Origin of the sequence: Streptomyces sp. NBC_00287 (assembly GCF_036173105.1) — a bacterium.
Lineage (GTDB): Bacteria > Actinomycetota > Actinomycetes > Streptomycetales > Streptomycetaceae > Streptomyces.
Window position 1 is genome coordinate 2,316,911 of record NZ_CP108053.1, and the last position, 21,678, is coordinate 2,338,588.

26 protein-coding genes and 3 pseudogenes are annotated in these 21,678 nt (G+C 69.9%); 7 read left to right on the plus strand and 22 right to left on the minus strand.

What is annotated here, in order from left to right; all coding sequences use genetic code 11:
• Positions 1-16: 16 nt before the first annotated feature.
• The 6 genes from OHT76_RS10565 to OHT76_RS10590 all read right to left on the minus strand — a co-directional run bounded on the left by OHT76_RS10565 (position 17) and on the right by OHT76_RS10590 (position 3,269).
• Positions 17-613: an ArsR/SmtB family transcription factor gene (locus OHT76_RS10565; RefSeq protein WP_328870512.1), complete on the minus strand. Its 597-nt coding sequence runs from the start codon at positions 611-613 to the stop codon at positions 17-19.
• 64 nt (positions 614-677) lie between these two features.
• A complete protein-coding gene (locus OHT76_RS10570; RefSeq protein ID WP_328870513.1) occupies positions 678-1,358 on the minus strand; it encodes a hypothetical protein in 681 nt (226 codons plus the stop codon).
• Positions 1,359-1,523: 165 nt separating this feature from the next.
• Positions 1,524-1,991: a DUF3618 domain-containing protein gene (locus OHT76_RS10575; RefSeq protein WP_328870514.1), complete on the minus strand. Its 468-nt coding sequence runs from the start codon at positions 1,989-1,991 to the stop codon at positions 1,524-1,526.
• Complete coding sequence (locus OHT76_RS10580) at positions 1,988-2,407, minus strand: phage holin family protein (RefSeq protein WP_328870515.1); 420 nt, start codon at positions 2,405-2,407, stop codon at positions 1,988-1,990. The genes OHT76_RS10575 and OHT76_RS10580 overlap by 4 nt, the downstream gene beginning before the upstream one ends.
• 53 nt (positions 2,408-2,460) lie before the next feature.
• Positions 2,461-3,135: a hypothetical protein gene (locus OHT76_RS10585; protein WP_328870516.1), complete on the minus strand. Its 675-nt coding sequence runs from the start codon at positions 3,133-3,135 to the stop codon at positions 2,461-2,463.
• Entirely contained in the window at positions 3,132-3,269 is a 138-nt protein-coding gene (locus OHT76_RS10590; RefSeq protein ID WP_328870517.1) for a hypothetical protein, read from the minus strand. Before OHT76_RS10590 ends, OHT76_RS10585 begins: the two co-directional genes overlap by 4 nt.
• 162 nt (positions 3,270-3,431) lie before the next feature.
• Here OHT76_RS10590 and dapA point away from each other — a divergent pair, with 162 nt between their 5' ends.
• Complete coding sequence (gene dapA / locus OHT76_RS10595; RefSeq protein WP_328870518.1) at positions 3,432-4,322, plus strand: 4-hydroxy-tetrahydrodipicolinate synthase; 891 nt, start codon at positions 3,432-3,434, stop codon at positions 4,320-4,322.
• On the opposite strand, the pseudogene OHT76_RS10600 reads toward dapA, so the two are convergent.
• Both OHT76_RS10600 and OHT76_RS10605 read right to left on the minus strand, forming a co-directional pair.
• Positions 4,323-5,539: pseudogene (locus OHT76_RS10600) on the minus strand (WD40 repeat domain-containing protein).
• Positions 5,536-6,117, minus strand: a complete 582-nt coding sequence (locus tag OHT76_RS10605; RefSeq protein WP_328876498.1) for a SigE family RNA polymerase sigma factor — start codon at positions 6,115-6,117, stop codon at positions 5,536-5,538. Before OHT76_RS10605 ends, OHT76_RS10600 begins: the two are co-directional and overlap by 4 nt.
• A gap of 138 nt (positions 6,118-6,255) precedes the next feature.
• On the opposite strand from OHT76_RS10605, the gene OHT76_RS10610 reads away from it, so the two are divergent.
• Positions 6,256-6,762, plus strand: coding sequence for an HAD domain-containing protein (locus tag OHT76_RS10610; RefSeq protein ID WP_328870519.1), 507 nt, complete (start codon positions 6,256-6,258; stop codon positions 6,760-6,762).
• Between the two features lie 6 nt (positions 6,763-6,768).
• On the opposite strand, the gene dapD is transcribed toward OHT76_RS10610, so the two are convergent.
• The 4 genes from dapD to OHT76_RS10630 form a co-directional block, all read right to left on the minus strand.
• Positions 6,769-7,758: a 2,3,4,5-tetrahydropyridine-2,6-dicarboxylate N-succinyltransferase gene (gene dapD, locus OHT76_RS10615; protein ID WP_328870520.1), complete on the minus strand. Its 990-nt coding sequence runs from the start codon at positions 7,756-7,758 to the stop codon at positions 6,769-6,771.
• A 73-nt stretch (positions 7,759-7,831) separates the two neighbouring features.
• Positions 7,832-8,368, minus strand: coding sequence for a TetR/AcrR family transcriptional regulator (locus OHT76_RS10620; protein WP_328870521.1), 537 nt, complete (start codon positions 8,366-8,368; stop codon positions 7,832-7,834).
• Positions 8,368-8,688, minus strand: a complete 321-nt coding sequence (locus OHT76_RS10625; RefSeq protein ID WP_328870522.1) for a DMT family transporter — start codon at positions 8,686-8,688, stop codon at positions 8,368-8,370. The genes OHT76_RS10620 and OHT76_RS10625 overlap by 1 nt, the downstream gene beginning before the upstream one ends.
• A 68-nt stretch (positions 8,689-8,756) precedes the next feature.
• On the minus strand, positions 8,757-9,740 hold the full coding sequence (locus tag OHT76_RS10630) for a sulfotransferase family protein (protein ID WP_328870523.1): 984 nt from the start codon (positions 9,738-9,740) through the stop codon (positions 8,757-8,759).
• 190 nt (positions 9,741-9,930) lie between these two features.
• On the opposite strand from OHT76_RS10630, the gene OHT76_RS10635 reads away from it, so the two are divergent.
• Positions 9,931-10,704: an AbfB domain-containing protein gene (locus OHT76_RS10635; RefSeq protein WP_328870524.1), complete on the plus strand. Its 774-nt coding sequence runs from the start codon at positions 9,931-9,933 to the stop codon at positions 10,702-10,704.
• A 52-nt stretch (positions 10,705-10,756) separates the two neighbouring features.
• Here OHT76_RS10635 and OHT76_RS10640 read toward each other — a convergent pair whose 3' ends face one another.
• The 9 genes and pseudogenes from OHT76_RS10640 to OHT76_RS44105 form a co-directional block, all read right to left on the minus strand.
• Positions 10,757-11,089: a metal-sulfur cluster assembly factor gene (locus tag OHT76_RS10640; protein WP_269658583.1), complete on the minus strand. Its 333-nt coding sequence runs from the start codon at positions 11,087-11,089 to the stop codon at positions 10,757-10,759.
• The gene (gene sufU / locus OHT76_RS10645) at positions 11,086-11,553 is read right to left on the minus strand and encodes a Fe-S cluster assembly sulfur transfer protein SufU (RefSeq protein WP_328870525.1); all 468 of its coding nucleotides are present in this window, start codon (positions 11,551-11,553) and stop codon (positions 11,086-11,088) included. The genes OHT76_RS10640 and sufU overlap by 4 nt, the downstream gene beginning before the upstream one ends.
• A gap of 11 nt (positions 11,554-11,564) precedes the next feature.
• Complete coding sequence (locus OHT76_RS10650) at positions 11,565-12,821, minus strand: cysteine desulfurase (RefSeq protein WP_328870526.1); 1,257 nt, start codon at positions 12,819-12,821, stop codon at positions 11,565-11,567.
• Positions 12,818-13,582, minus strand: a complete 765-nt coding sequence (gene sufC, locus OHT76_RS10655; RefSeq protein WP_328870527.1) for a Fe-S cluster assembly ATPase SufC — start codon at positions 13,580-13,582, stop codon at positions 12,818-12,820. The genes OHT76_RS10650 and sufC overlap by 4 nt, the downstream gene beginning before the upstream one ends.
• A gap of 7 nt (positions 13,583-13,589) precedes the next feature.
• Positions 13,590-13,910 carry a non-heme iron oxygenase ferredoxin subunit gene (locus OHT76_RS10660; protein WP_328870528.1) on the minus strand — a complete coding sequence of 107 codons (321 nt, stop codon included), beginning with the start codon at positions 13,908-13,910 and terminating at the stop codon, positions 13,590-13,592.
• On the minus strand, positions 13,907-15,091 hold the full coding sequence (gene sufD / locus OHT76_RS10665; protein ID WP_328870529.1) for a Fe-S cluster assembly protein SufD: 1,185 nt from the start codon (positions 15,089-15,091) through the stop codon (positions 13,907-13,909). Before sufD ends, OHT76_RS10660 begins: the two co-directional genes overlap by 4 nt.
• Before the next feature lie 62 nt (positions 15,092-15,153).
• Entirely contained in the window at positions 15,154-16,575 is a 1,422-nt protein-coding gene (gene sufB, locus OHT76_RS10670) for a Fe-S cluster assembly protein SufB (protein WP_328870530.1), read from the minus strand.
• Positions 16,572-17,291 carry a helix-turn-helix transcriptional regulator gene (locus tag OHT76_RS10675; RefSeq protein WP_328870531.1) on the minus strand — a complete coding sequence of 240 codons (720 nt, stop codon included), beginning with the start codon at positions 17,289-17,291 and terminating at the stop codon, positions 16,572-16,574. The genes sufB and OHT76_RS10675 overlap by 4 nt, the downstream gene beginning before the upstream one ends.
• 292 nt (positions 17,292-17,583) lie before the next feature.
• A pseudogene (locus tag OHT76_RS44105) lies at positions 17,584-17,777 on the minus strand (hypothetical protein); the annotation flags it as partial.
• Between OHT76_RS44105 and OHT76_RS10680 the strand changes: the two are divergent.
• The 4 genes and pseudogenes from OHT76_RS10680 to OHT76_RS10695 form a co-directional block, all read left to right on the plus strand.
• Positions 17,720-18,166 (plus strand): annotated as a pseudogene (locus OHT76_RS10680) (AAC(3) family N-acetyltransferase); the annotation flags it as partial. The pseudogenes OHT76_RS44105 and OHT76_RS10680 sit on opposite strands and share 58 nt — an antisense overlap.
• A 46-nt stretch (positions 18,167-18,212) precedes the next feature.
• The gene (locus OHT76_RS10685) at positions 18,213-19,136 is read left to right on the plus strand and encodes an ABC transporter ATP-binding protein (protein WP_328870532.1); all 924 of its coding nucleotides are present in this window, start codon (positions 18,213-18,215) and stop codon (positions 19,134-19,136) included.
• Positions 19,137-19,183: 47 nt separating this feature from the next.
• Entirely contained in the window at positions 19,184-19,900 is a 717-nt protein-coding gene (locus OHT76_RS10690; protein WP_328876499.1) for an ABC transporter permease, read from the plus strand.
• 67 nt (positions 19,901-19,967) lie between these two features.
• Positions 19,968-20,981, plus strand: a complete 1,014-nt coding sequence (locus OHT76_RS10695; RefSeq protein ID WP_443049765.1) for a COX15/CtaA family protein — start codon at positions 19,968-19,970, stop codon at positions 20,979-20,981.
• Here OHT76_RS10695 and OHT76_RS10700 read toward each other — a convergent pair.
• On the minus strand, positions 20,936-21,673 hold the full coding sequence (locus OHT76_RS10700; protein ID WP_328870533.1) for a nucleotidyltransferase domain-containing protein: 738 nt from the start codon (positions 21,671-21,673) through the stop codon (positions 20,936-20,938). The two genes, OHT76_RS10695 and OHT76_RS10700, sit on opposite strands and share 46 nt — an antisense overlap.
• Between the last annotated feature and the right edge of the window lie 5 nt (positions 21,674-21,678).

Genomic DNA, 21,678 nt, shown 5'->3' on the forward strand with positions numbered 1-21,678 from the left:
GTGAGCTCCTGAAGAACTATTCCAACTCGTCTTTTTTGAGGGTGGGATGGACGGCCACGACGATCCGGTGGTCCCGTCCGCCCTCGGCGTCCGGGGCGTCGTACTTGCGGATCAGCCCCGTGACGCCCGCCGTCAACTCCTGGATGAACGCGGCTCGTTCGGCCGCCGAGGCGAACCGCACCTCGCCGTCCAGCGCATAGGTCGCAAGGCCCTTGCGGGCCTTGGCCGCACCGGTGATCAGCGAGCCCACGTCCCGCACCAGACGGGCGCCGAGCGCCAGCAGCCAGCGCGCGGAGAGCTGGTCCCGGAAGCGCTCCGGGTCCGGTTGCACGGCGGCGAGGGCGAGCGGCGAGATGACGTACGACGCGGCGGTCGCCCGCATCAGCCGCTCGGTGACATTGCCCTTGCGGCGCTCCCCGGCCAGCTCGACCAGGCCGTGCCGCTCCAGCGCCTTCAGGTGGTAGTTCACCTTCTGCCGGGGCAGCCCGACCTTGCCGGCCAGCATGGCGGCCGACGCGGGGCCGGCCGCCAGCTCGGCGAGCAGCCGGGCTCTTATGGGGTCCAGGGAGACGGCCGCCGCCTCGGGGTCCTCGATCACGGTCACGTCCAACATGAGTCCACGATCTCACCGAAAACTTTTTTTGTCCAGGCGAGTGGAATTGTCGGTCAGCCTCGGGTCAGGGCACGAGCCCCAGCGCGTGCCGGTACCGGCTGCCGGTGAACCCCTTGATGCCGGGATACGTCCGCACCCGCTCCCACTCCGGCGTCTCGGGCGCCTCGATGGCGGCGTCGTAGGACAGGTCGTTGTCCCACTCGGCGTAGTTGAGGACATGCGTGCCGTCGGTGCTCAGATGGAAGTGCGCGGAGATCAGCCCGGGGTCACCGACCGGGCCTTCCATGGTGGAGAGGAGCGTGTCCACCCAGTCGGCCCGCTTCTCGGCCGCATCCGGCTCGAAGTCGATGCGGACGGTCACGATCAGGCCCGGGACCCGGGCGTCACCGGCGGCCCGGGCGCGGCTGCGGTAGAGCCGGTAGCGGTCCAGGCGGACCCGCTCGATGCCGGGTACGGCGGTGTCGATCTCGTCGTTGCGTTCCTGGCGGAGGGTCTTGAAGTAGGCCTCGTAGCCCTGCTCGTTCCGCCACTGCGAGTAGTGCATCAGCGTGGTGCCGTCGTGGCCGGAGTAGATGTGGTAGGCGAGCAGATCCGGGCTGCCCCAGGGGCGGCCGTCCCAGGTGCGGGCGATGGCCTCGGCGGTCTCCGTCTGCCGCTGGGGGGTGCCCACGCGCCAGGTACTGAAGAAGGGCGCCCCGATCTCGGGGCGGGTCGGGTCGGGGTGGGCGTCGGTACGGCGGGTCATGGCCGGCCTCCGTTGCGTCGGTGATCGGTACGTCGACCAGCCTCTGACCTCAACCTTGCTTGAGGTCAAGTGGGAGAGGTACGGCGGCTGTTGGGCCGTACACGACGACGGGCGGTGCGGGACCGGTCACCCGGTCCCGCACCGCCCGTCGTCGTCCGCGTCGTCTCAGCGATGCCCGTTGTGGCGCCGCCGCATCGCCTCCGCGGCGACCACCGCGCCCACCACCGCCCCGGCCACCAGCACCGGCCGCGGGTGCCGCAGCCCGGCCTGTACGACGGTGCGGACGGGGCGCGGCGCGCTCTGCTCGACGACGTGACCCGCCCGGGTCGCCCCGTCCTGCACGGTGTGACCCGCCTGGGCCGCCTTGTCGTGCACGGTGTGACCCGCCTCGGCCGCCTTGTCGTGCACGGTGTGTCCTGCCTGGGCCGCGCTGCTGCGCAGTTGCACGGTCATCGCGCCCGCCCGGTCCCTGAGGTCGGCGGCGCGAGCCCGGGCCCGGCCCTTCACGTCCGTCTTGCCCGCCAGCTCCTCGACGGTGTCGCCGAGCCGGCCCCTGGTCTCCTCGATCTGCCGACGCAGTTCCTCGGGACCCTTGGCCCCGTGCCCCACGCCCTCCGCTGCCTTGTCCGTCATCGGTGTGCCCTTTCCCTGATCTCCTCGACATCGGCCCGGACGCTGCCGAGGGTCTCCTCGGGCGTGGGAGGTGCGGCGCGCTTCAGCTGGGCACGACCGGTCGCGCCCAGCACGGCAGCGACGGCGAACAGCACCGCCGTCACGATGAGCGCCGCGGCCCACACCGACAGCGTCACAGAGAGGGCGGCGACGGCCGTGCCGGCCAGGGCGAGCAGCCCGGCGTAGGCAACGGCACCGGCCGCGCCCAGCAGCCCACCGCCGCGGCCCGCGCGTCGGCCCTTCTCGGCCAGCTCCTCCTTGGCGAGGGCCAGTTCCTGTCGTACGAGCAGGGAGAGCTGCTCGGTCGCCTGCCCGACGAGTTCACCCACCGAATGGTGTGCGTCGTGTGCCGGCCTCGGGGCCGTGGTCCCGGTCACGGTGTCCGCCTCCTCTCGCTTCGGAACACCCCGGGTACCCGCACCGGCCCTCGCTACCCCTGCGGCTCGCCGCCAGGACCGCGCTCCCCGAGCCGCGCCAGCTGACTCTGGAACCAGTCCAGGCGCGCCTGCAACAGGGCGGCCTCGGCGGCGAGTTCCGGCACACCGAGTTCGCCCGCCGGTACGGAAGCGCCCTTCCCGGCGATCACCCGCAACCCCTCCCCCGCCAGCCGCGCGAACCCGGCGAGCGAGACGGACGTACGGCCGCGCAGACAGCCCGCGCAGGAGGGGGCGAGCCCCAGCCACCCCGGCCGCCCCCAGCCCGCGTCGGCCAGCGCCACGGCAACCGCACCGCACCCGCACGGCCCGACGGTGGCGGTGCGCACCCGCTGACGGGCGTAGCGGAAGCCGAGCTCGAAGCGGAGGTAGCGGCCCAGCACCGTGACCTCCAGCAGTACGGCCGCCCGGTGCTCGGCCGTGCACAGCAGCGCCTCCGCGGCCGTACGGTCGTGCACACAGTGGAAGCCGCAGTCGCAGCGCCGGTGCGGTGCCCGGTGTCTGAGGCCGTAGGCACAGGACGCGTCGGCCAGGACTCCGTACGGCAGCGCGCCGCCCAGCGACACACCGGTGAAGCCGGCCCGGGTGCCGTCGTGGGCCAGCACCGGGTGGGCGATCTTGTATCCGGTCGGCGGCTCCGTCGGGCGTTCCTCCGGAAGCCGCAGCCTCATCGGGCCGCCGGGACCTCTTCGGGGGCCTTCAGTTCCTTGATCTCCTCGATGGTCTCGGGGAGTTCGGGCTCTTCGTCGTGGATCAGCGGCCGCTCTTCAGCGACTCCGGTGGCGAGTGCTTTGCCGAGCTTCATGACGCCTCCAGGACCAGGGGTCGTTGACCGTCTGGGCCATAGTGACCCATGGCGCCCCGGTTTGGACATAGGGCCTCGACACCCCACACCACAGTGATGCTTAACGATACCTCGTAGGAAATTTAAGTGGAGCTTCAGTGTCGCGCTGCCGAGACTACTTCCATGACGACCACGAACTCCCCCTTCGGCCGCGCCCTCTGCGCCATGATCACGCCCTTCACCGACGAGGGCGCGCTCGATCTCGCCGGGGCGCAGCGGCTCGCCGAGCGGCTGGTGTCCGAGGGCTGCGACGGTCTGGTGCTGTCCGGCACCACGGGCGAGTCACCGACCACGACGGACGAGGAGAAGGCCCGGCTCGTCCGTGCGGTGCGGGAGGCGGTGGGCGAGAGGGCGTCGGTGCTGGCCGGGGTCGGCACCTTCGACACCCGGCACACCGTCGAGCTGGCGCTCGCGGCCGAAAAGGCGGGCGCGGACGGGCTGTTGGTGGTGTCGCCGTACTACAGCAGGCCGCCGCAGGACGCGCTGGAGGCGCACTTCCGGGAGATCGCCGACGCCTCGGGACTGCCGCTCGTGGTCTACGACATCCCGGGCCGCACCGGTGTCCGCATCGAGCCGGACACCATGCTCCGGCTCGCCGAGCACCCGAGGATCGTCGCGGTGAAGGACTGCTCCTACGACTTCATGGCTGCCCAGAAGGTCATCTCCCGCACGGAGTTGGCGTATTACGCGGGCTGCGAGGAGCACAACCTCGCGCTGTACGCGGTGGGCGGCGCGGGCTACATCAGTACGGTCGCCAATGCGGTTCCCGCCCAACTCCGGGCCGTCCTGGACGCGTTCGACGCGGGCGAGACGACGAAGGCGGCCCGGCTCCAGCAACGGGCCATGCCGCTCATCGAGTTGATGATGTCCGCCGGCCTGCCCGGCACGGTCACCGCGAAGGCCCTCCTCAACGAACTGGGCCTGCCCGCGGGCCCGGTCCGCGCACCGCTGCGGCCCGCCGGCCGCGAGGTGACCGACGGGCTGCTGACGGCGTACCGAAGCCTGATGGATTGATCAGCGCCGGGCGAAGACCGGCTCCCAGGTCCACTGCACGGGCTTCTGCTCGCGCAGCCCGCTGAGCCACTGCACCTTGTCGCTGCCGATCGTGACCAGCGCGAGCCGCGGCCGGTAGGGCCCCTCGCCCGCGGCCCGCTCCCAGGCGATGAGCCGCCGGTTGTCCACCCAGGCGATCAGCTCGTCCCCGCGCACCTTGGTGATCTCCTTGCCGGACTGGGGGTCCCGGATCGAGGAGTACGACTTGTCCGGCACTCCTTGGTCAGGCCGAGCGCGGCGAGCTTGCCGTCCGGGGAGAGCCGGGCGGGGACGTCGGAGCGCAGGTGCCGCTCGTCGGCGGGGGCGGCGACCGCGGCGCCTGTGAGGTCGTAGAACTTCTGCATGCCGTCCCGGCCGCCGACGATCCTCGAGTACACCAGTCGCCCGTCGCGGCTGAACTGCAGGTCCGAACGGAAGTTGAACGGTCGCCCTTCGGAGGGGAGTTCGCGCCACGGCCCCTCGGTCCCCTTGACGGGGTCGACGAGGGTGAACCCGGTTCTGGCCGTACGGCCGGAGGGCTCGTGCCAGCCGATGCCGCCGGTCTCGGCGTTGTACGTCCCCTCGCGCAGATCGGGATGCTCGTCGTACGTCGTCGCCAGGAGCTTCGTCCCGTCGTACGAGTACGCGAGCCCGCCGACGCCGTGCCGGACCGGGATCCACCGCTCGACCTCCCCCGTCGCGAGGTCGAGCAGCCCGATCCGGCGGGCGGGCAGCGTCTGCTCCAGCACGGCGGCGGTACGCATTCCCGGGGCGACGGCGACGAAGGACCACCGGGTGTCCTTCTCGTAGCGGCCGGTCCCGGGATCGAGCAGCCAGTACGTACGGCGGTCGATGGAATCGGCGCCGAGCCGCTCCTGGAGCTCCGTCGTGTAGTAGGCGGCCAGCGCCACCTCGCCCGCCCCGATCAGCTCGCGGGGCGGCGACTGGTCGGGATGCGCACTCGTCCCGCTGCCGTCGAGCAGACCCGCGGGCCGCACGTCGGCCTTCCCGGAGTCCAGCTGCGGGATGCCGACCCCGAGGGCGACGACGGCCACGGTGGCCGCGGCAGCGGCGGCGATCCTACGACGGCGACGACGCCGCCGCGTGGCCAGCACGCGGTCGGCGAGGCCGGGCCCGGCCGGAGACTGCGCCTCGGCGGTCTCCCGCAGCGCGTCACGCACGAGTTCCTCGACGTTCACGGATGTACCTCCACGGGCTGGAAGTCGGGCAGCCGCTCGGCCGCGGTGAGCGCGGCCAGCTCGGGCGCGAGGGCGCGCAGCCGGGCGAGGGAGCGATGGGTGGTGGACCGCACGGTCCCTACGGAGCAGCCGAGGATCCGGGCCACCTCGGCCTCGGGCAGGTCCTCGAAGATGGGGGTCCCCCCGCGCGAGCGAAGCCGAGCGTGGGGGAGCAGCACGAGCACGGTCCGCTGCCGTGCGGTGAGCCGGGCGAGCGCGCCGCGCATCACGAGCCGCAGCTCGGCGGCGGCGGAGTCGTCGGGCCGGGCGCCGGTGTCGGGCGGCTCGGCGACACTGACCTCGCGCCGCCACCCCTTCAGCCGCCAGCGGCTGATCTGCTGCCGGTACAGGATCTGGCGTACATAGGCCTCGGGTTCATCGATCCGGTGCCATCGCCCGGCCGCCTTGATCAGCGCGTTCTGCAGCAGATCCTCGCCGGCGTGCCGGTCCCCGCCGCTGAGCAGCACGGCGGTCCTCAGCAGCGCGGACGACCGGTTCTCCACGAACTCACGGAAACTGTCCTGCGCCTGGCCATCCATCGTCACCTTCGCTTCCCCCGGGCGAGCCCACTGCCCGCCCCTTCCACGAGGGAGGACGCGCGCCACCGCGTCCCGCTATGCCGGTCCCCCGAGAGAAAATCCCAGCTCGGCCGGTGGCCCCTCCCGTACGGTGATCAGGTGAGCCGCCCCCTGCTGTTCCTGGACGTCGACGGCCCCCTGAACCCCTGGGCCGCCCAGCCCGAGCGCCGCCCCGAGGGCTACACAACACTCAGGGTCGCCCTCCACCCCGGCCGCCCCCTCCGAGTCTGGCTGAACCCCTCCCACGGCCCCGCCCTCCTGGCCCTCGACTACGACCTGTGCTGGGCCACGACCTGGATGGACGCCGCCAACCGCTGGATCGCCCCGGTGGTGGGCCTGCCCGAGCTGCCCTACGTCGACTTCGGCACAGGCCTCTTCGCCGAACGCCCGGACGGCGTCCACTGGAAGACAGCGGCGATCGTGGAGTACGCGAAGGGCCGCCCATTCGCATGGGTGGACGACGAACAGAGCGAGGCGGACGAGAGGTACGTAGCCGAAAACCACCCGGCCCCCGCACTCCTGCTCCATGTGAACCCACGGATCGGAATGCGGGAGCCGGATTTCAGGGCCCTGGAAGAATGGGCGGCGAGGTTTCGCGCCCCTTAGGGGGAGCTAGTTGTGGCTGTGAAGAATCTCGTTCAGCCCGCCCCACACCGCATTGTTCGGCCGAGCCTCCACCGTCCCCGTAACCGAGTTGCGCCGGAACAGAATGTTGGAAGCCCCCGACAGCTCACGAGCCTTCACGATCTGCCCATCAGGCATGGTCACCCGCGTACCGGCGGTGACATACAGCCCGGCCTCGACCACGCACTCGTCACCCAGCGCGATCCCGACACCGGCCTCCGCACCGACCAGGCACCGCTCCCCGATGGAAATGATCACGTTGCCGCCACCCGACAGCGTGCCCATCGTCGACGCACCGCCACCGATGTCAGAACCGTCGCCGACGACGACACCCGCGGAGATACGGCCCTCGACCATCGACGTACCGAGCGTGCCCGCGTTGAAGTTGACGAACCCCTCGTGCATGACCGTCGTGCCCTCGGAGAGGTGCGCGCCCAGGCGGACCCGGTCGGCGTCGGCGATGCGGACGCCCTTCGGCGCCACGTAGTCCGTCATGCGCGGGAACTTGTCGATGGACGTCACCTGAAGGTGCAGCCCCTCGGCGCGGGCGTTGAGGCGGACCTTCTCGATGTCGTCGACGGCGACCGGGCCGAGCGAGGTCCAGGCAACGTTCGCGAGGAAGCCGAACATGCCGTCCAGGCTCTGGCCGTGCGGCTTGACCAGGCGGTGGGAGAGCAGGTGCAGCCGGAGGTAGACGTCGTGCGCGTCGATCGGCTTCGCGTCGAGCGAGGAGATGACCGTACGGACCGCGACGACCTCGACGCCACGCCGGGCGTCCGGGCCGATCGCCTTCGCGGCGCCCTCACCGAGCAGCGCGACGGCCTTGTCGGCGGAGAGCCGCTCCGTGCCGGACGGGCCGGGCTCGGCGGAGAGCTCGGGCGCGGGGAACCAGGTGTCGAGGACGGTGCCGTCGGCGGCGATCGTGGCGAGGCCGGCGGCAACGGCGCCGGTGGTGCGAGGTGCAGTCGTGTCGGTCATGAGGGCAACCTAACTTGGCGGGGGCCGCCGGGGCGAACCGGTGCGCCCCGTATCTCACGTGCCGGGCGCCGGTTCACCCGATGACCCTCCTCAGCACCTCCCGCGCGTACTCCTCGTCGTACGGCACGCCTGTGAGCAGCACCTGGAGACAGATCCCGTCCATCAGCGCCACCAGCGCCCGGGCGGTGACGGGATCCGTGCGGCGGCCGAGGAGCTCGGCGAGGTCCGCCGCCCATTCGGCGGCCACGGGACGCAGGGCCGGGCGGCGGAGTGCGGCCAGATACAGCTCGTACTCCAGCTCCACGCCCGTGCGGTCGCCGGCGAGCCATTCGCCGATCCAGCCCGCGAGCTCGTCCGCCAGGTCGGCCGCCGGGTCGGTGAGGGCGCCGCGCGCGGCGACGACCTTGGCGAAGCCCTCGTTGGCCTGGCGCAGGGCGGCGACCATCAGCTCGTCGAGGGTCGCGAAGTGGTACGTCGTCGAGCCGAGCGGGACATCGGCCTCGGCCGCGACCGAGCGATGGGTGAGCCCCGCGAGGCCCTTCTCGCCCACCACCCGGATCGCGGCGTCGATGATCCGCTGCCGTCGCTCCGGGTCATAGCGCCGGGCCATCAGTGCGCGCCTCCCAGGTTCAGGACGACGACCCCCGCGATTATCAGCAGGATCCCCGTGACCTTGGCGAAGGTGAGCGCCTCGCCGAAGGCCAGGAGCCCGATGACGGCGATGCTCGCGGTGCCGACGCCGGCCCAGATCGCGTAGGCGGCGCCGATACCGACGGTCTTCAGGGTCTGGGCGAGCAGCGTGAAGGAGACGACGTAACCGAGCGCGGTCAGCAGCGAGGGCCAGAGCTTGCTGAAACCGGCGCTGTACTTCATGGCGGTGGTCGCGGCCACCTCGGCGGCGATGGCACCGGCGAGCGTCAGGTATCCCATGTGTACAAGCGTACACAACGAACGTGTACGTGCGTACACAACGGCTTCTTGATCGCCAACGGTCGGGATCACCCCGTAATCGCGGCCACCGGCCCCGGTTCGCGCACCCGCGCCAGGCGGTCGAGCATCCGCCGTCTGGCGTGGGCCGCGCGCCGGAGCGCCGACACCTTTCGGTAGTGCAGGAGTTCGGCGGGGTCGGGGCGGACGGCTCCGCTGAGCGCATAGCCGTTGCGCTCCAGCCGTGTGCCCAACACGGCATCGCACAGGCGTATCTGATCAGGCGTCAGTCTCCGCTCCCAACTGCCCGTCCGTGAGACGTCCAGCGCGCCGTGGGTGCGCCGGTGCCAGGTCTTGCGGGCGGGTACGGCCATGTCGGCCATGCGGTGGGGCTCGGTCATCTCGGGGGCGTACTCCTCGCCCAAGTAAGCGCAGAGTTCGCGCAGTTGAGCCTCCGGCTCGGCAACGAGGTCCTCGAAACGGAGTTCGTGCCAGCTGTCCGGGCCCAGCCTGCGCGCGTACCGGCGCGTCACGTCCATGACCTGCGCCCAGGTCGCGACGGCCTCGTGGAAGCCGCGGTGCCACCAGGGCATCCCCAGCAGCGAGGCCACGCAGTCGCGTCCGTCGCGGACCAGATGCACGAACTGCGCGTCCGGGAAGAGCCGCAGGATCTCCGCCATGTGCAGGGCGTACGCGGGCCGTTTGTCGCCCCAGCGGACCTTGCCGTGGCGCTCGGCGTACGCCTGGAGCGGGATGCCGAGCGCCGAGCCCAGGGTCGGGGGACCGCCCGCGATCCGTTCGGCCACGGTGTCGGCGTCCAGCCCCAGCTCATGGAACCGCGTCTCCTTCCGCCCGGTGATCCAACGGGCGAGCCCGGCCCGGTTCCCCGCGTCCCGCAGATCACCGAAGCCCAGGCGCCCCTCGTAGGCGGGCAGCACGAACCGCGTCTCGGGCGGAAGCGCTATCCGGGGATGCGCGTGCAGCATGAGCTGGAGGAGGGTGGTCCCGGACCGAGGGCAGCCGAGGACGAAGACGGGACGTGCGCTGGTAACCACGCTTCCACGCTGCCGCCGACGGATGAGACGCCCCTGGGACAGCCCTGAGAAAGCGATGTGGAAAGCGCTCGCTTCAAATCACTCAAACGCCTGCTCGACCGCAACACGCTCCACTACTGTTTCACCGTTCACATACCGGGCCATCGCAGCCGCGGCCGTCCCCCACAGGTACGCCGCTGAAGGAACGCGCATGCCACACAACAAGTCCCGGCCCCCTCAGGACCGTCCCTGGGAGAGCGGCTGGGCACCGGACACCTCCCGGACACCGGGCACGCGCCGCCTCTGGCTGGCCGGAGCCCTGGCACTGGCCACGATCGCGGCGTGCGTGACGGCAATAGCCGTGACCCGCAGGCCTGCTGACGACCTCTCACACTCGGCGACCCCGTCGAACAGCGCCTCCCCACCCGGCCTGATCTCCTTCGCGAGCCCATCGGCGAGTACGGCGCATTCGACTTCCCCGGCGGCCGAGCCGACCCCGAGGACGAGCACGCCTCGCTCCACCCGGACGCCCACCCGCGCAGAACCCTCGGCGACCGCAGAACCCTCGACCGCGTCACCGGCCCCCAAGCCCACGACGACCTGGCGCTCGGTCCGCTCGGTCAACTACCCGGACCGCCACTGGCAGATGAGCGGCGACCGAGTCGTCCTCGGCTCGAATCCGTCCGCCTTCAAACTGCTCAAGGGCCTGGCCAAGCCCTCCTGCTACTCCTTCGCCACGGCGGACGGCACCTACCTGCGCCACCGCGACTTCGCCCTGCGCGCCGAACGAAACGACGGCTCCCACCTCTTTGCCCAGGACGCCACCTTCTGCCCCCGTACCGCATCCCACCCCGGCGGGATCATGCTGGAGTCGGTGAACTACCCCGGCCGCTACCTACGCCACAAGAACTTCCAACTCCGCCTGGACCCCTACCAGTCGAGCGGCCTCTACCTCGCGGACTCGGCGTTCCGGCTGGAGAACTGAGAAAGCGGCGACGCCCCCGAGGGCATCGCCGCTTTCCACGCATCAGCAGGTCTCAGACGTTGAACCCGAGCGCCCGAAGCTGCTCACGCCCATCGTCCGTGATCTTGTCGGGGCCCCACGGCGGCATCCAGACCCAGTTGATGCGCAGCTCGTTGACGAGACCGTCCGTGGCGGACTTGGCCTGGTCCTCGATGACATCCGTCAGCGGACAGGCCGCCGAGGTCAGGGTCATGTCGATGGTCGCGATGTTCGCGTCGTCGATGTGGATGCCGTAGATCAGGCCGAGGTTGACGACGTCGATGCCCAGCTCGGGGTCGACGACGTCGTACAGCGCCTCGCGGATCTCTTCTTCCGAGGCCGGCTTCATCTCAACGGTGTCGGTCATGCCGTCTTCCTTTCGGCGTCGGCTCCGCCCAGGGCCTGGGCCGTCGCGTCCTTCCACGCCATCCAGCTCAGGAGAGCGCACTTGACCCGGGCCGGGTACTTGGAGACACCGGCGAACGCGACCGCGTCCTCCAGCACCTCCTCCATCGCGTCATCGGGCTCGATCCGGCCCTTGGACTGCATCAGCTCCAGGAAGGTCTCCTGGATCTTCTGCGCGTCGGACAGGTCCTTGCCGACGAGGAGTTCATTCAGTACGGACGCGCTCGCCTGGCTGATCGAGCAGCCCTGGCCCTCGTACGAGACGTCCGCGATCTTCGTGCCGTCGTACTTCACGCGCAGGGTGATCTCGTCGCCGCACGTCGGGTTCACATGGTGCACCTCGGCATCGCCATCCCGCAGACCACGCCCATGGGGGTGCTTGTAGTGGTCCAGGATGACTTCCTGGTACATGGAGTCCAGCTTCACCGATCAGCCCTTCAGCCGAAGAAGTTCCGTACGTGCTCCAGGCCGTCCACCAGAGCGTCGATCTCGGCCGGCGTGGAGTACAGATAGAACGACGCTCGCGTGGTCGCAGGAATTCCGTACCGCAGGCAGACCGGGCGGGCGCAGTGGTGGCCCACCCGGACCGCGATGCCCTGTTCGTCCAGTACCTGGCCGACGTCGTGCGGGTGGATGTCGCCGAGCGTGAAGGAGATCGCCGCGCCCCGGTCCTCGGCCGTGGTGGGGCCGATGATCCGCAGGTCGGGGACCTCCTGCAGCCGCTGCACCGCGTACTGGGTGAGCGCGTGCTCATGGGCGAGGATCTTGTCCATGCCGATCGAGTTGAGGTAGTCGATCGCCGCGCCGAGACCGACCGCCTGCGCGATCGGGGGCGTGCCCGCCTCGAACTTGTGCGGGGCGGGAGCGTAGGTCGACGAGTGCATCGACACGGTCTCGATCATCTCGCCGCCGCCGAGGAAGGGGGGCAGGTCCTCCAGGAGTTCCTGGCGGCCCCACAGCACCCCTATGCCCGTCGGGCCGCACATCTTGTGGCCGGTGAAGGCCACGAAGTCGGCCTGGAGGGCCTGTACGTCCATCGGCATGTGCGGGGCGGCCTGGGAGGCGTCGATGCAGACGAGAGCACCGACTTCCTGAGCGCGGCGGATGATCGTCTCGACCGGGTTGACCGTGCCCAGGATGTTCGACACCAGCACGAAGGAGACGATCTTCGTCTTCTCGGTGATGATCTCGTCGATGTTGGACAGGTCGAGGCGGCCGTCGTCGGTCAGGCCGAACCACTTCAGCTTCGCGCCCGTGCGCTGCGCCAGCAGCTGCCACGGCACGATGTTGGAGTGGTGTTCCATCTCCGTGATGACGATCTCGGTCTCGTGGTCCACCCGGTAGGGCTCGTCGGCCCAGCCCAGCATGTTCGCCACGAGGTTCAGCGACTCCGAGGCGTTCTTGGTGAAGATCACCTCGTCGCGGCTGGGCGCGTTGATGAACTCGGCGACCTTGTCACGCGCGCCCTCGTACAGCGCCGTGGCCTCCTCGGCGAGCACATGCACACCGCGGTGGACGTTGGCGTTGTAGCGCTCGTAGTACTCGTTCAGGGCGTCCAGCACCTGGCGCGGCTTCTGCGAGGTCGCCGCGTTGTCCAGGTACACAAGCTTCCTGCCGTCGTGGACCTGACGGTCCAGGATCGGGAAGTCCTTGCGGATCGCCTCTGTGTCGAGGAGGCCCGGCAGCTGTGTCACTCGGATGCGCCACCCTTCGTGTAAGCCTCGTAGCCCTCGTTCTCCAGCTTGTCGGCGAGCTCGGCGCCGCCGGACTCGACGATGCGGCCGGCGGAGAAGACGTGGACGTAGTCCGGCTTGATGTAGCGCAGGATGCGCGTGTAGTGCGTGATCAGCAGGGTGCCGACCTCGCCGGTCTCGCGGACGCGGTTGACGCCCTCGGAGACGATGCGCAGGGCGTCGACGTCGAGGCCGGAGTCGGTCTCGTCGAGGATCGCGACCTTCGGCTTGAGCAGCTCCAGCTGAAGGATCTCGTGGCGCTTCTTCTCACCGCCGGAGAAGCCCTCGTTGACATTGCGCTCGGCGAAGGCGGGGTCCATGTTGAGGCGCTCCATGGCCTCCTTGACCTCCTTCACCCAGGTGCGCAGCTTGGGGGCCTCGCCGCGAATCGCGGTGGCGGAGGTACGGAGGAAGTTCGACACGGAGACGCCGGGAACCTCGACCGGGTACTGCATCGCGAGGAACAGGCCGGCGCGGGCGCGCTCGTCGACGGACATCTCCAGGACGTCCTCGCCGTCGAGGGTGACGGTGCCGCCGGTGATCGTGTACTTCGGGTGACCCGCGAGGGAGTAGGCGAGGGTCGACTTGCCGGAGCCGTTGGGGCCCATGATGGCGTGCGTCTCGCCCTGCTTCACGGTGAGGTCGACGCCCTTGAGGATCTCCTTCTCGGCGTTGTCGGCCTCGACGGTGACGTGCAGGTCTCGGATTTCAAGCGTAGCCATGGGTGCCTCAGGACTCCTGGGTGAGGGAGACGAGCACGTCGTCCCCTTCGATCTTTACGGGGTATACGGGGACGGGGCGCGTCGCGGGAAGGCCGGACGGCTTGCCGGTACGGAGGTCGAACGCGGAGCCGTGCAGCCAGCACTCGATCTGGCAGTCCTCCACCTCGCCCTCGGAGAGCGAGACGTTCGCGTGGGAGCAGATGTCGTGGATGGCGAACACCTCCCCCTCGGTACGGACGACCGAGACCGGCGTGCCGTCGAGTTCCACCCGCTTCGGGGTGTCCTCCTCCAGCTCGCTCAGCCCACAGACGCGTACGTAGGTCGTCATGCGACCGCAGCCTCCAGCTCCTCCTCGATCTTCGCGATGAGCCGCTCCTCGATGTCGTCGACACCGATCTGCTGGACCAGTTCGGCGAAGAAGCCGCGGACGACGAGACGGCGGGCGTCGTGTTCCGGGATGCCGCGGGCCATCAGGTAGAAGAGCTGCTCGTCGTCGAAGCGGCCGGTCGCGGAGGCGTGGCCGGCGCCGACGATCTCACCGGTCTCGATCTCCAGGTTCGGCACCGAGTCGACGCGGGCGCCGTCGGTGAGGACCAGGTTCCGGTTCATCTCGTAGGTGTCGGTGCCCTCGGCCTTGGCCTCGATGAGCACGTCACCGATCCACACCGCGTGGGCTTCCTCGCCCTGCAGCGCGCCCTTGTAGATGACGTTGGACTTGCAGTGCGGGACGTTGTGGTCGACCAGGAGGCGGTGCTCCTGGTGCTGGCCGGCGTCCGTGAAGTACAGGCCGATGAGCTCGGCCTCGCCGCCGGTACCGGCGTACTGGACGCGCGGGTGGAGGCGTACGACATCGCCGCCGAAGGTGACGACGACCGACTTGAGGGAGGCGTCACGGCCGATCAGCGCGTTGTGCTGGGCCACGTGCACGGCCTTGTCGTCCCAGTCCTGGACGGAGACGACGGTCAGCTTGGCGCCGTCGCCCAGGAGGAAATCGACGTTGGCGGCGAGCACGGCGTCACCGGTGTGGTCGATGACGACGACGGCCTCGGCGAACGCCCCCAGCTCGATGACCTGGTGGGCGAAGGCGACCCCGCCCTCGCCGTGCACGGCGATACGGATCGGCTCGGTGAGGACCGTCTCCTTGGGGACGGTGACGACACCGGCCTTTTCGAACGCCGAGTACGCCTGGGCGGCGATGCGGTCCACCGGGGTGCCCGCCTTGCCGAGCCGTGCGTCGTCGCGGCCGACGGTCTCGACGACGACACCCGCGGGCGCCTCGACGGTGACCTTCACGCCGTCGCCGGTGACGACGGCGGTGCCGTCGTGCAGCCCGCGCAGCCGCTCCAGCGGAGTGAACCGCCACTCTTCCTCGCGGCCGTGCGGGACCGGGAAGTCCGCGACGTCGAAGGACGGGGGTGCGCTCATGCGCGTGGCGACGGTCGACTCGGCGGCCACCGCGATCTGGCCCGCGGTGGTGGAGCCCACAGGGGTGTTCTGAGCCTCAGCCATGGCTGTCGGTCTGCTCTCTTTCCTACGTCAGATTTCGCTAGCTGCTTGTCGAAGGACCGGTCTTAACCGACCGCGCCTTCCATCTGCAGCTCGATCAGCCGGTTGAGCTCAAGGGCGTACTCCATGGGCAGCTCCTTGGCGATCGGCTCGACAAAGCCGCGCACGATCATCGCCATCGCCTCGAACTCGCTCAGACCGCGGCTCATCAGGTAGAAGAGCTGGTCCTCGGAGACCTTGGAGACGGTTGCCTCGTGGCCCATGGACACGTCGTCCTCGCGGACGTCGACGTACGGGTACGTGTCGGAGCGGGAGATGGTGTCCACCAGCAGCGCGTCGCACAGCACGTTGGACTTCGAGCCGTGGGCGCCCTCGCCGATCTCGACCAGACCGCGGTAGGACGTACGACCGCCACCACGCGCCACGGACTTCGACACGATGTTGGAGGAGGTGTTCGGCGCCATGTGGACCATCTTGGAACCGGCGTCCTGGTGCTGGCCCTCGCCCGCGAAGGCGATCGACAGGGTCTCGCCCTTGGCGTGCTCGCCCATCAGGTAGACGGCCGGGTACTTCATGGTCACCTTGGAGCCGATGTTGCCGTCGATCCACTCCATGGTCGCGCCCTCGTACGCCACGGCGCGCTTGGTGACCAGGTTGTAGACGTTGTTCGACCAGTTCTGGATGGTCGTGTAACGGCAGCGGGCGTTCTTCTTGACGATGATCTCGACGACCGCGGAGTGCAGCGAGTCCGACTTGTAGATCGGCGCGGTGCAGCCCTCGACGTAGTGCACATAGGCACCCTCGTCGACGATGATCAGGGTCCGCTCGAACTGGCCCATGTTCTCCGTGTTGATACGGAAGTAGGCCTGGAGCGGAATCTCGACGTGCACGCCCGGCGGCACGTAGATGAACGACCCACCGGACCACACGGCGGTGTTCAGCGAAGCGAACTTGTTGTCACCGACGGGGATGACGGTGCCGAAGTACTCCTTGAAGAGCTCCGGGTGCTCCTTCAGAGCCGTGTCGGTGTCGAGGAAGATGACGCCCTGCTCCTCCAGGTCCTCGCGGATCTGGTGGTAGACGACCTCCGACTCGTACTGGGCGGCGACACCGGCGACGAGGCGCTGCTTCTCGGCCTCCGGGATGCCCAGCTTGTCGTAGGTGTTCTTGATGTCCTCGGGCAGGTCCTCCCAGGACTCCGCCTGCTTCTCCGTGGAGCGTACGAAGTACTTGATGTTGTCGAAGTCGATGCCCGAAAGGTCCGAGCCCCAGTTCGGCATGGGCTTCTTGTCGAACAGGCGCAGGCCCTTGAGACGGAGCTTCGTCATCCACTCCGGCTCGGACTTCTTCGCCGAGATGTCGCGGACGACGTCCTCGTTGATGCCGCGCTTGGCAGAGGCGCCGGCCGTGTCGGAGTCGGCCCAGCCGTATTCGTACTTACCCAGTCCCTCGAGCTCGGGGTGGGCAGTCTCCGTGGGGAGAGTCATGCGGGGTTCCTCCCGGCCGTGCTTGCAGATGCGTTATCAGTGGTGTGGGAAATCTTGGGGATGAACGTCGTGCAGACGCCGTCGCCGTGCGCGATGGTCGCCAGTCGCTGGACGTGGGTGCCGAGCAGCTGGGAGAAGATCTCGGTCTCCGCCTCGCAGAGCTGCGGGAACTTTTCCGCGACGTGGGCCACCGGGCAGTGGTGCTGACACAGCTGCTCGCCGACCGGTGCGCTACGCGCCGTAGCAGCGTACCCGTCCACGCTCAGGGCCTTGGCCAGGGCTTCGGTCCGCTGCTCGGGGGCTGCCGCCTCGATGGCCTCGCGGTACGCGGTCGCCTGCTCGGCGATCCTCGCGCGCGCGAAGGCGACGACGGCCTCGTCCCCGCCGAACCGCTCCTGGATGAAGCGCAGGGCGTCCGCGGCGAGCTTGTCGTACGACTGGTCGAAGGCGTCGCGTCCGCAGTCGGTCAGCGCGAAGACCTTGGCGGGGCGGCCACGCGTGCGTGCGCCGTAGACCCGCTGCTCCCGCGCCTCCACGACATCGTCGGCGACGAGCGCGTCCAGATGCCGTCGTACGGCCGCCTGGGTGAGACCCAGCCGTCCGGCCAGCTCGGCGACGGTCGACGGGCCGTGGTCCAGGATGGACCGCGCGACCCGGTTGCGGGTGGACCGCTCACCGGTCGCGAGCTCCTCAGGGGCCTCGCCGACGTTTTTCACAACGCCATTGTTGCGTAATTCCTCAGACTCGGGCAAGCGGCGTCCGAACCCGCGGACGGTGCCCTGCGTCACTTAGGTTTACCTAATCTGACCTGCGAAAACGATCTTTGATCGATCAAAGGCGGCCACAATTCGGTGGCGCGGCGGGACCCCTTCCGGGACACTCCCGAGGCATGTCGACACCCCCTCCGACCGGCCCACTTGTCACGCTGGGCCTCCGGCGGCGGTAAGGCGGGCGGCACCTCTTTCAACCCGTCCGGTATGGGCGACTGGCGGAGGGATTTCTTCTCGACGCCGGCCGGCATCTCAGCCCGTCCGGCGTTTGAGGACGAGGCCCCTTAAGGGCCGAAAGGGGGTCTGGGGGCGCAGCCCCCAGCGGGGGTCCGGGGCAGCGCCCCGGGATGGGACGGGTAGGGGCGGCGGGGGCGACAACAGCTGGCGCCCTGCGCAGCGCGCATCCGCAGACGTCGTTCGCAGCCCTCGGGCCGCGCGCCGCGGAGGTGCTGGACGGGCACGCCCCCGACTGTCGGCTCGGTGAGCAGAGTCCGCTGGCGCGCCTTGAGGCGCTGCACGCGCGCGTACTGCTGCTCGGCGCCGGCTACGACGCCTGCACCAGCTTCCACCTGGCCGAGTACCGCATCCCCTCTCCCCTCGTGAAGGTGGGCCGCCCCGGCCCGAACGGCTGGGAGACCGTCACTGAGGTGTCGATCAGCTCGGAGCGCTTCGAAGAGCTGGGCCACGACTTCGAACGGGACCGTCCCGTCGTACGCGGCAAGGTGGGCGCGGCCGACGTACGCCTGTTCCCCGTGACGGACGCAGTGGCCTACGCGCGCCGGTGGCTGGAGATACACCGCCCCTCGGCGGAGGAGATCTGAACCCGGCGGTCCGTACGGCCCGGGCGGCTGCCTAGACTCTTGAGCCATGCGAACTGAGCCCGTGGTCCAAGTCCAGGCCCTGGTGAAGCGGTACGGCACAAAGACCGCGGTGAACGGCCTCGACCTGGTGGCCCGGGCGGGTGTGACCGCCGTACTCGGACCCAACGGCGCGGGCAAGACGACCACGGTCGAGACCTGCGAGGGGTACCGCAAGCCGGACTCCGGGACAGCGCGCGTCCTTGGCCTTGACCCGGTGCGACAGTCCGGTGAGCTCCGCCCCCGGATCGGCGTCATGCTCCAGTCCGGAGGCGTCTACTCCGGCGCCCGGGCCGACGAGATGCTCCGCCATGTGGCCAAGCTGCACGCCGACCCGCTGGACGTGGACGCCCTCATAGAGCGGCTCGGCCTCGGCAGCTGCGGGCGGACCACGTACCGGCGCCTCTCCGGCGGCCAGCAGCAGCGCCTCGCGCTGGCGATGGCCGTAGTGGGCCGCCCTGAACTGGTGTTCCTGGACGAGCCGACGGCGGGCCTCGACCCGCAGGCGCGCCGCGCGACCTGGGACCTGGTCCGGGATCTGCGTACGGACGGCGTGTCCGTGATTCTCACGACCCATTACATGGACGAGGCCGAGCAGCTCGCCGACGACGTGGCGATCATCGACGCGGGCCGGGTCATCGCCCAGGGCTCCCCCGAGGAGCTGTGCCGCGGCGGCGCCGAGAACACCCTGCGCTTCATCGGCCGCCCCGGCCTGGACGTCGGCTCCCTGCTCAAGGCCCTCCCCGCCGACTGCACGGCCGCGGAACTGACCCCGGGCTCGTACCGGGTGGGCGGCAAGGTCGACCCGCAACTGCTCGCGACGGTCACCTCCTGGTGCGCGCAGCACGGGGTGATGCCGGAGAAGATCTCGGTGGAACGGCACACCCTCGAAGACGTCTTTCTTGAGCTGACCGGCAAGGAGCTGCGCTCGTGAGTGTGGGTACGTACGCCCCGAGGCCGGGGGCCGCCCCGCTGCCCCGCATGATCATGGCGCAGGCCGCGCTGGAGACGAAGATGCTCCTGCGCAACGGTGAGCAGCTCCTGCTCACCGTGATCATCCCGACCCTGCTGCTGGTCCTGTTCAGCACCGTGGACATCGTCGATACCGGCGAGGGCGAGGCAGTCGACTTCCTCGCCCCCGGCATCCTCGCGCTCGCGGTGATGTCGACGGCGTTCACGGGCCAGGCCATCGCGACGGGCTTCGAGCGCAGGTACGGCGTCCTGAAGCGCCTCGCCTCCTCCCCGCTCCCCCGCTGGGGCCTGATGACGGCGAAGACGCTGTCGGTCCTGGTCACCGAGGTCCTGCAGGTGCTGCTGGTGACGGTGATCGCCTTCGCGCTCGGCTGGAACCCGCAGGGCAACCCGCTGGCCGTGGTCCTGCTCCTGATCCTGGGCACGGCCGCCTTCTCGGGCCTCGGCCTGCTGATGGCGGGCACCCTCAAGGCGGAGGCCACACTCGCCGCCGCCAACCTGGTCTTCCTGCTGCTGCTCATGGGCGGCGGGGTGATCGTGCCGCTCGACAAGTTCCCGGACGCGGCACAGGACGTACTCGGGCTGCTGCCGATCTCGGCGCTGTCGGACGGGCTGCGGGACGTCTTGCAGTACGGAGCCGGAATGCCGTGGGGTGACCTGGGGATTCTGGCGGTGTGGGCGGTGGCCGGTCTGGCGGCGGCCGGGAAATTCTTCCGGTGGGAGTAGTCCCCGCAGGGACCCTCTCCGGGACCCTCGTGAAAGCGTGCACAAGCCCGGGCCTACGATAGGGCGCGTGCCAAATCTGACCCGCGCCGATGCCGTAGCGGCCGTGCGCAACCCGCTCGCCTTCATCGCCGCACGCTGGACCCCGGATCCGAAGACGGTTCAGCGGGCGGCCCTCGCCGCGCTCGTCATGTCGGTGGTCATCGTGGTCACCGGCGGTGCGGTGCGGCTGACCGGCTCCGGCCTCGGCTGCCCGACCTGGCCCAAGTGCACCGACGACTCGCTGACCACCACCAGCGCCATGGGCCTGCACGGGGTCATCGAGTTCGGCAACCGCATGCTGACGTACGTGCTGTGCGCCGCCGTCGGCTGGGCGATCATCGCCGCGCGCTCCGAGAAGCCGTACCGGCGCAGCCTGACCCGTCTTGGCTGGGCGCAGTTCTGGGTGGTGATGGGCAACGCGATCCTCGGTGGGATCGTCGTGCTCGTCGGCCTGAACCCGTACACGGTCGCCGCGCACTTCCTGCTCTCCACGGCCCTGATCGCGGTCGCCACGGCGATGTGGCAGCGCACCCGGGAGGGCGACGACACGCCCCGCCCGCTGGTCGGCAAGGCCGTGCAGCAACTGGTCTGGGTCCTGGTGGTGACCACCGTGCTGCTGATCGCGGTCGGCACGGTCGTCACCGGCGCGGGCCCGCACGCGGGCGACTCCAGCGAGGTCGAGCGCATGCCGCTGGACTGGGAGAGCGTGAGCAAGCTGCACGCGGTCCTGGCCTGGATCGTGGTGACCCTGACCTTCGCCCTGTGGTTCGTCCTGAAGGCGGTCGACGCCCCCCGCGGCCCCCTCTCCCGCACCCGCGATCTGTTCCTGATCCTGCTGGCCCAGGGCGCCATCGGCTATGTCCAGTACTTCACCGACCTCCCCGAGATCCTGGTCGGCGCCCACATGTTCGGCTCCTGCCTGGTGTGGATCGCGGCGCTCCGGGTCCTGCTGTCGCTGCGGGAACGGCCGGAGACGGCACTCCCCGGCCTGCCCGCTCAGCAGCCCGACGCGATGAGCGCGTCGATGGCCGGACCCAGGTAGCCCCGCGCCAGCGAGGCCCGGCGCGCCGTCCACTCATCGGTGGGCGGCGCGGGGTCGTCGTAGCGACGGCTTCGGATGTCCTCGACGACCTCGACGGGTGCGCCCAGGCCGGGCAGCAGGTCCAGGGCCTCGCGCTTGGAGATCAGCCGGCCCTCGCGCACGGTGACGGTGGCGCGGGCGAAGGTGACCATCCCGAGGTCGACCCAGACGTCCTGCGTCCACAGCGATGCCTTGTCGACAGTGGGTCTCCAGTACTCCCGCTGTTCGCGCACCACGAAGTCGGCGAGCTCCCGGTCCGACACCGGCGGCAGCAGCCCCTCGGGCGCGCGCCCGTGCAGCACCCGCCCAAAGGCGTGCAGCTCACGCCGGGTCACCGGGGTGACCGGCCGCTTGTAGAGCTCCTCATGTGCCCAGGTCAGATGGGTGCGGGCGGTGTCGTGCAGGGTGTCCGGGGTGAGATAGGTGCAGTGCAGCTTCGCGGCGAGGGGCTCGGTGCGCAGCCGGGCGTGCAGAAGCGCGACCTTCCACAGGACGCCCGTCGTCACCGGGCCGGGCAGCACCGCGATCAGATCCAGGTCGCTGCGGCCCTCCTGGTAGTCGCCGCCGCCGAGCGAGCCGTGCGCCCAGACGGCCACAGGATCCACAGGTGTCAGGTCACGGACGAAGCGGTCGAGTAACTTCTCGGTCTGCATCCGCT

What these genes read in the sequence shown, in the direction of transcription:
- OHT76_RS10565 (WP_328870512.1), bottom strand. Translation starts at nt 613, where the DNA reads ATGTTGGACGTGACCGTGATCGAGGACCCCGAGGCGGCGGCCGTCTCC.
- OHT76_RS10570 (WP_328870513.1), bottom strand. Translation starts at nt 1,358, where the DNA reads ATGACCCGCCGTACCGACGCCCACCCCGACCCGACCCGCCCCGAGATC.
- OHT76_RS10575 (WP_328870514.1), bottom strand. Translation starts at nt 1,991, where the DNA reads ATGACGGACAAGGCAGCGGAGGGCGTGGGGCACGGGGCCAAGGGTCCC.
- OHT76_RS10585 (WP_328870516.1), bottom strand. Translation starts at nt 3,135, where the DNA reads ATGAGGCTGCGGCTTCCGGAGGAACGCCCGACGGAGCCGCCGACCGGA.
- OHT76_RS10590 (WP_328870517.1), bottom strand. Translation starts at nt 3,269, where the DNA reads ATGAAGCTCGGCAAAGCACTCGCCACCGGAGTCGCTGAAGAGCGGCCG.
- dapA (WP_328870518.1), top strand. Translation starts at nt 3,432, where the DNA reads ATGACGACCACGAACTCCCCCTTCGGCCGCGCCCTCTGCGCCATGATC.
- OHT76_RS10605 (WP_328876498.1), bottom strand. Translation starts at nt 6,117, where the DNA reads ATGGATGGCCAGGCGCAGGACAGTTTCCGTGAGTTCGTGGAGAACCGG.
- dapD (WP_328870520.1), bottom strand. Translation starts at nt 7,758, where the DNA reads ATGACCGACACGACTGCACCTCGCACCACCGGCGCCGTTGCCGCCGGC.
- OHT76_RS10620 (WP_328870521.1), bottom strand. Translation starts at nt 8,368, where the DNA reads ATGGCCCGGCGCTATGACCCGGAGCGACGGCAGCGGATCATCGACGCC.
- OHT76_RS10625 (WP_328870522.1), bottom strand. Translation starts at nt 8,688, where the DNA reads ATGGGATACCTGACGCTCGCCGGTGCCATCGCCGCCGAGGTGGCCGCG.
- OHT76_RS10635 (WP_328870524.1), top strand. Translation starts at nt 9,931, where the DNA reads ATGCCACACAACAAGTCCCGGCCCCCTCAGGACCGTCCCTGGGAGAGC.
- OHT76_RS10640 (WP_269658583.1), bottom strand. Translation starts at nt 11,089, where the DNA reads ATGACCGACACCGTTGAGATGAAGCCGGCCTCGGAAGAAGAGATCCGC.
- sufC (WP_328870527.1), bottom strand. Translation starts at nt 13,582, where the DNA reads ATGGCTACGCTTGAAATCCGAGACCTGCACGTCACCGTCGAGGCCGAC.
- OHT76_RS10660 (WP_328870528.1), bottom strand. Translation starts at nt 13,910, where the DNA reads ATGACGACCTACGTACGCGTCTGTGGGCTGAGCGAGCTGGAGGAGGAC.
- sufD (WP_328870529.1), bottom strand. Translation starts at nt 15,091, where the DNA reads ATGGCTGAGGCTCAGAACACCCCTGTGGGCTCCACCACCGCGGGCCAG.
- sufB (WP_328870530.1), bottom strand. Translation starts at nt 16,575, where the DNA reads ATGACTCTCCCCACGGAGACTGCCCACCCCGAGCTCGAGGGACTGGGT.
- OHT76_RS10685 (WP_328870532.1), top strand. Translation starts at nt 18,213, where the DNA reads ATGCGAACTGAGCCCGTGGTCCAAGTCCAGGCCCTGGTGAAGCGGTAC.
- OHT76_RS10690 (WP_328876499.1), top strand. Translation starts at nt 19,184, where the DNA reads ATGATCATGGCGCAGGCCGCGCTGGAGACGAAGATGCTCCTGCGCAAC.
- OHT76_RS10700 (WP_328870533.1), bottom strand. Translation starts at nt 21,673, where the DNA reads ATGCAGACCGAGAAGTTACTCGACCGCTTCGTCCGTGACCTGACACCT.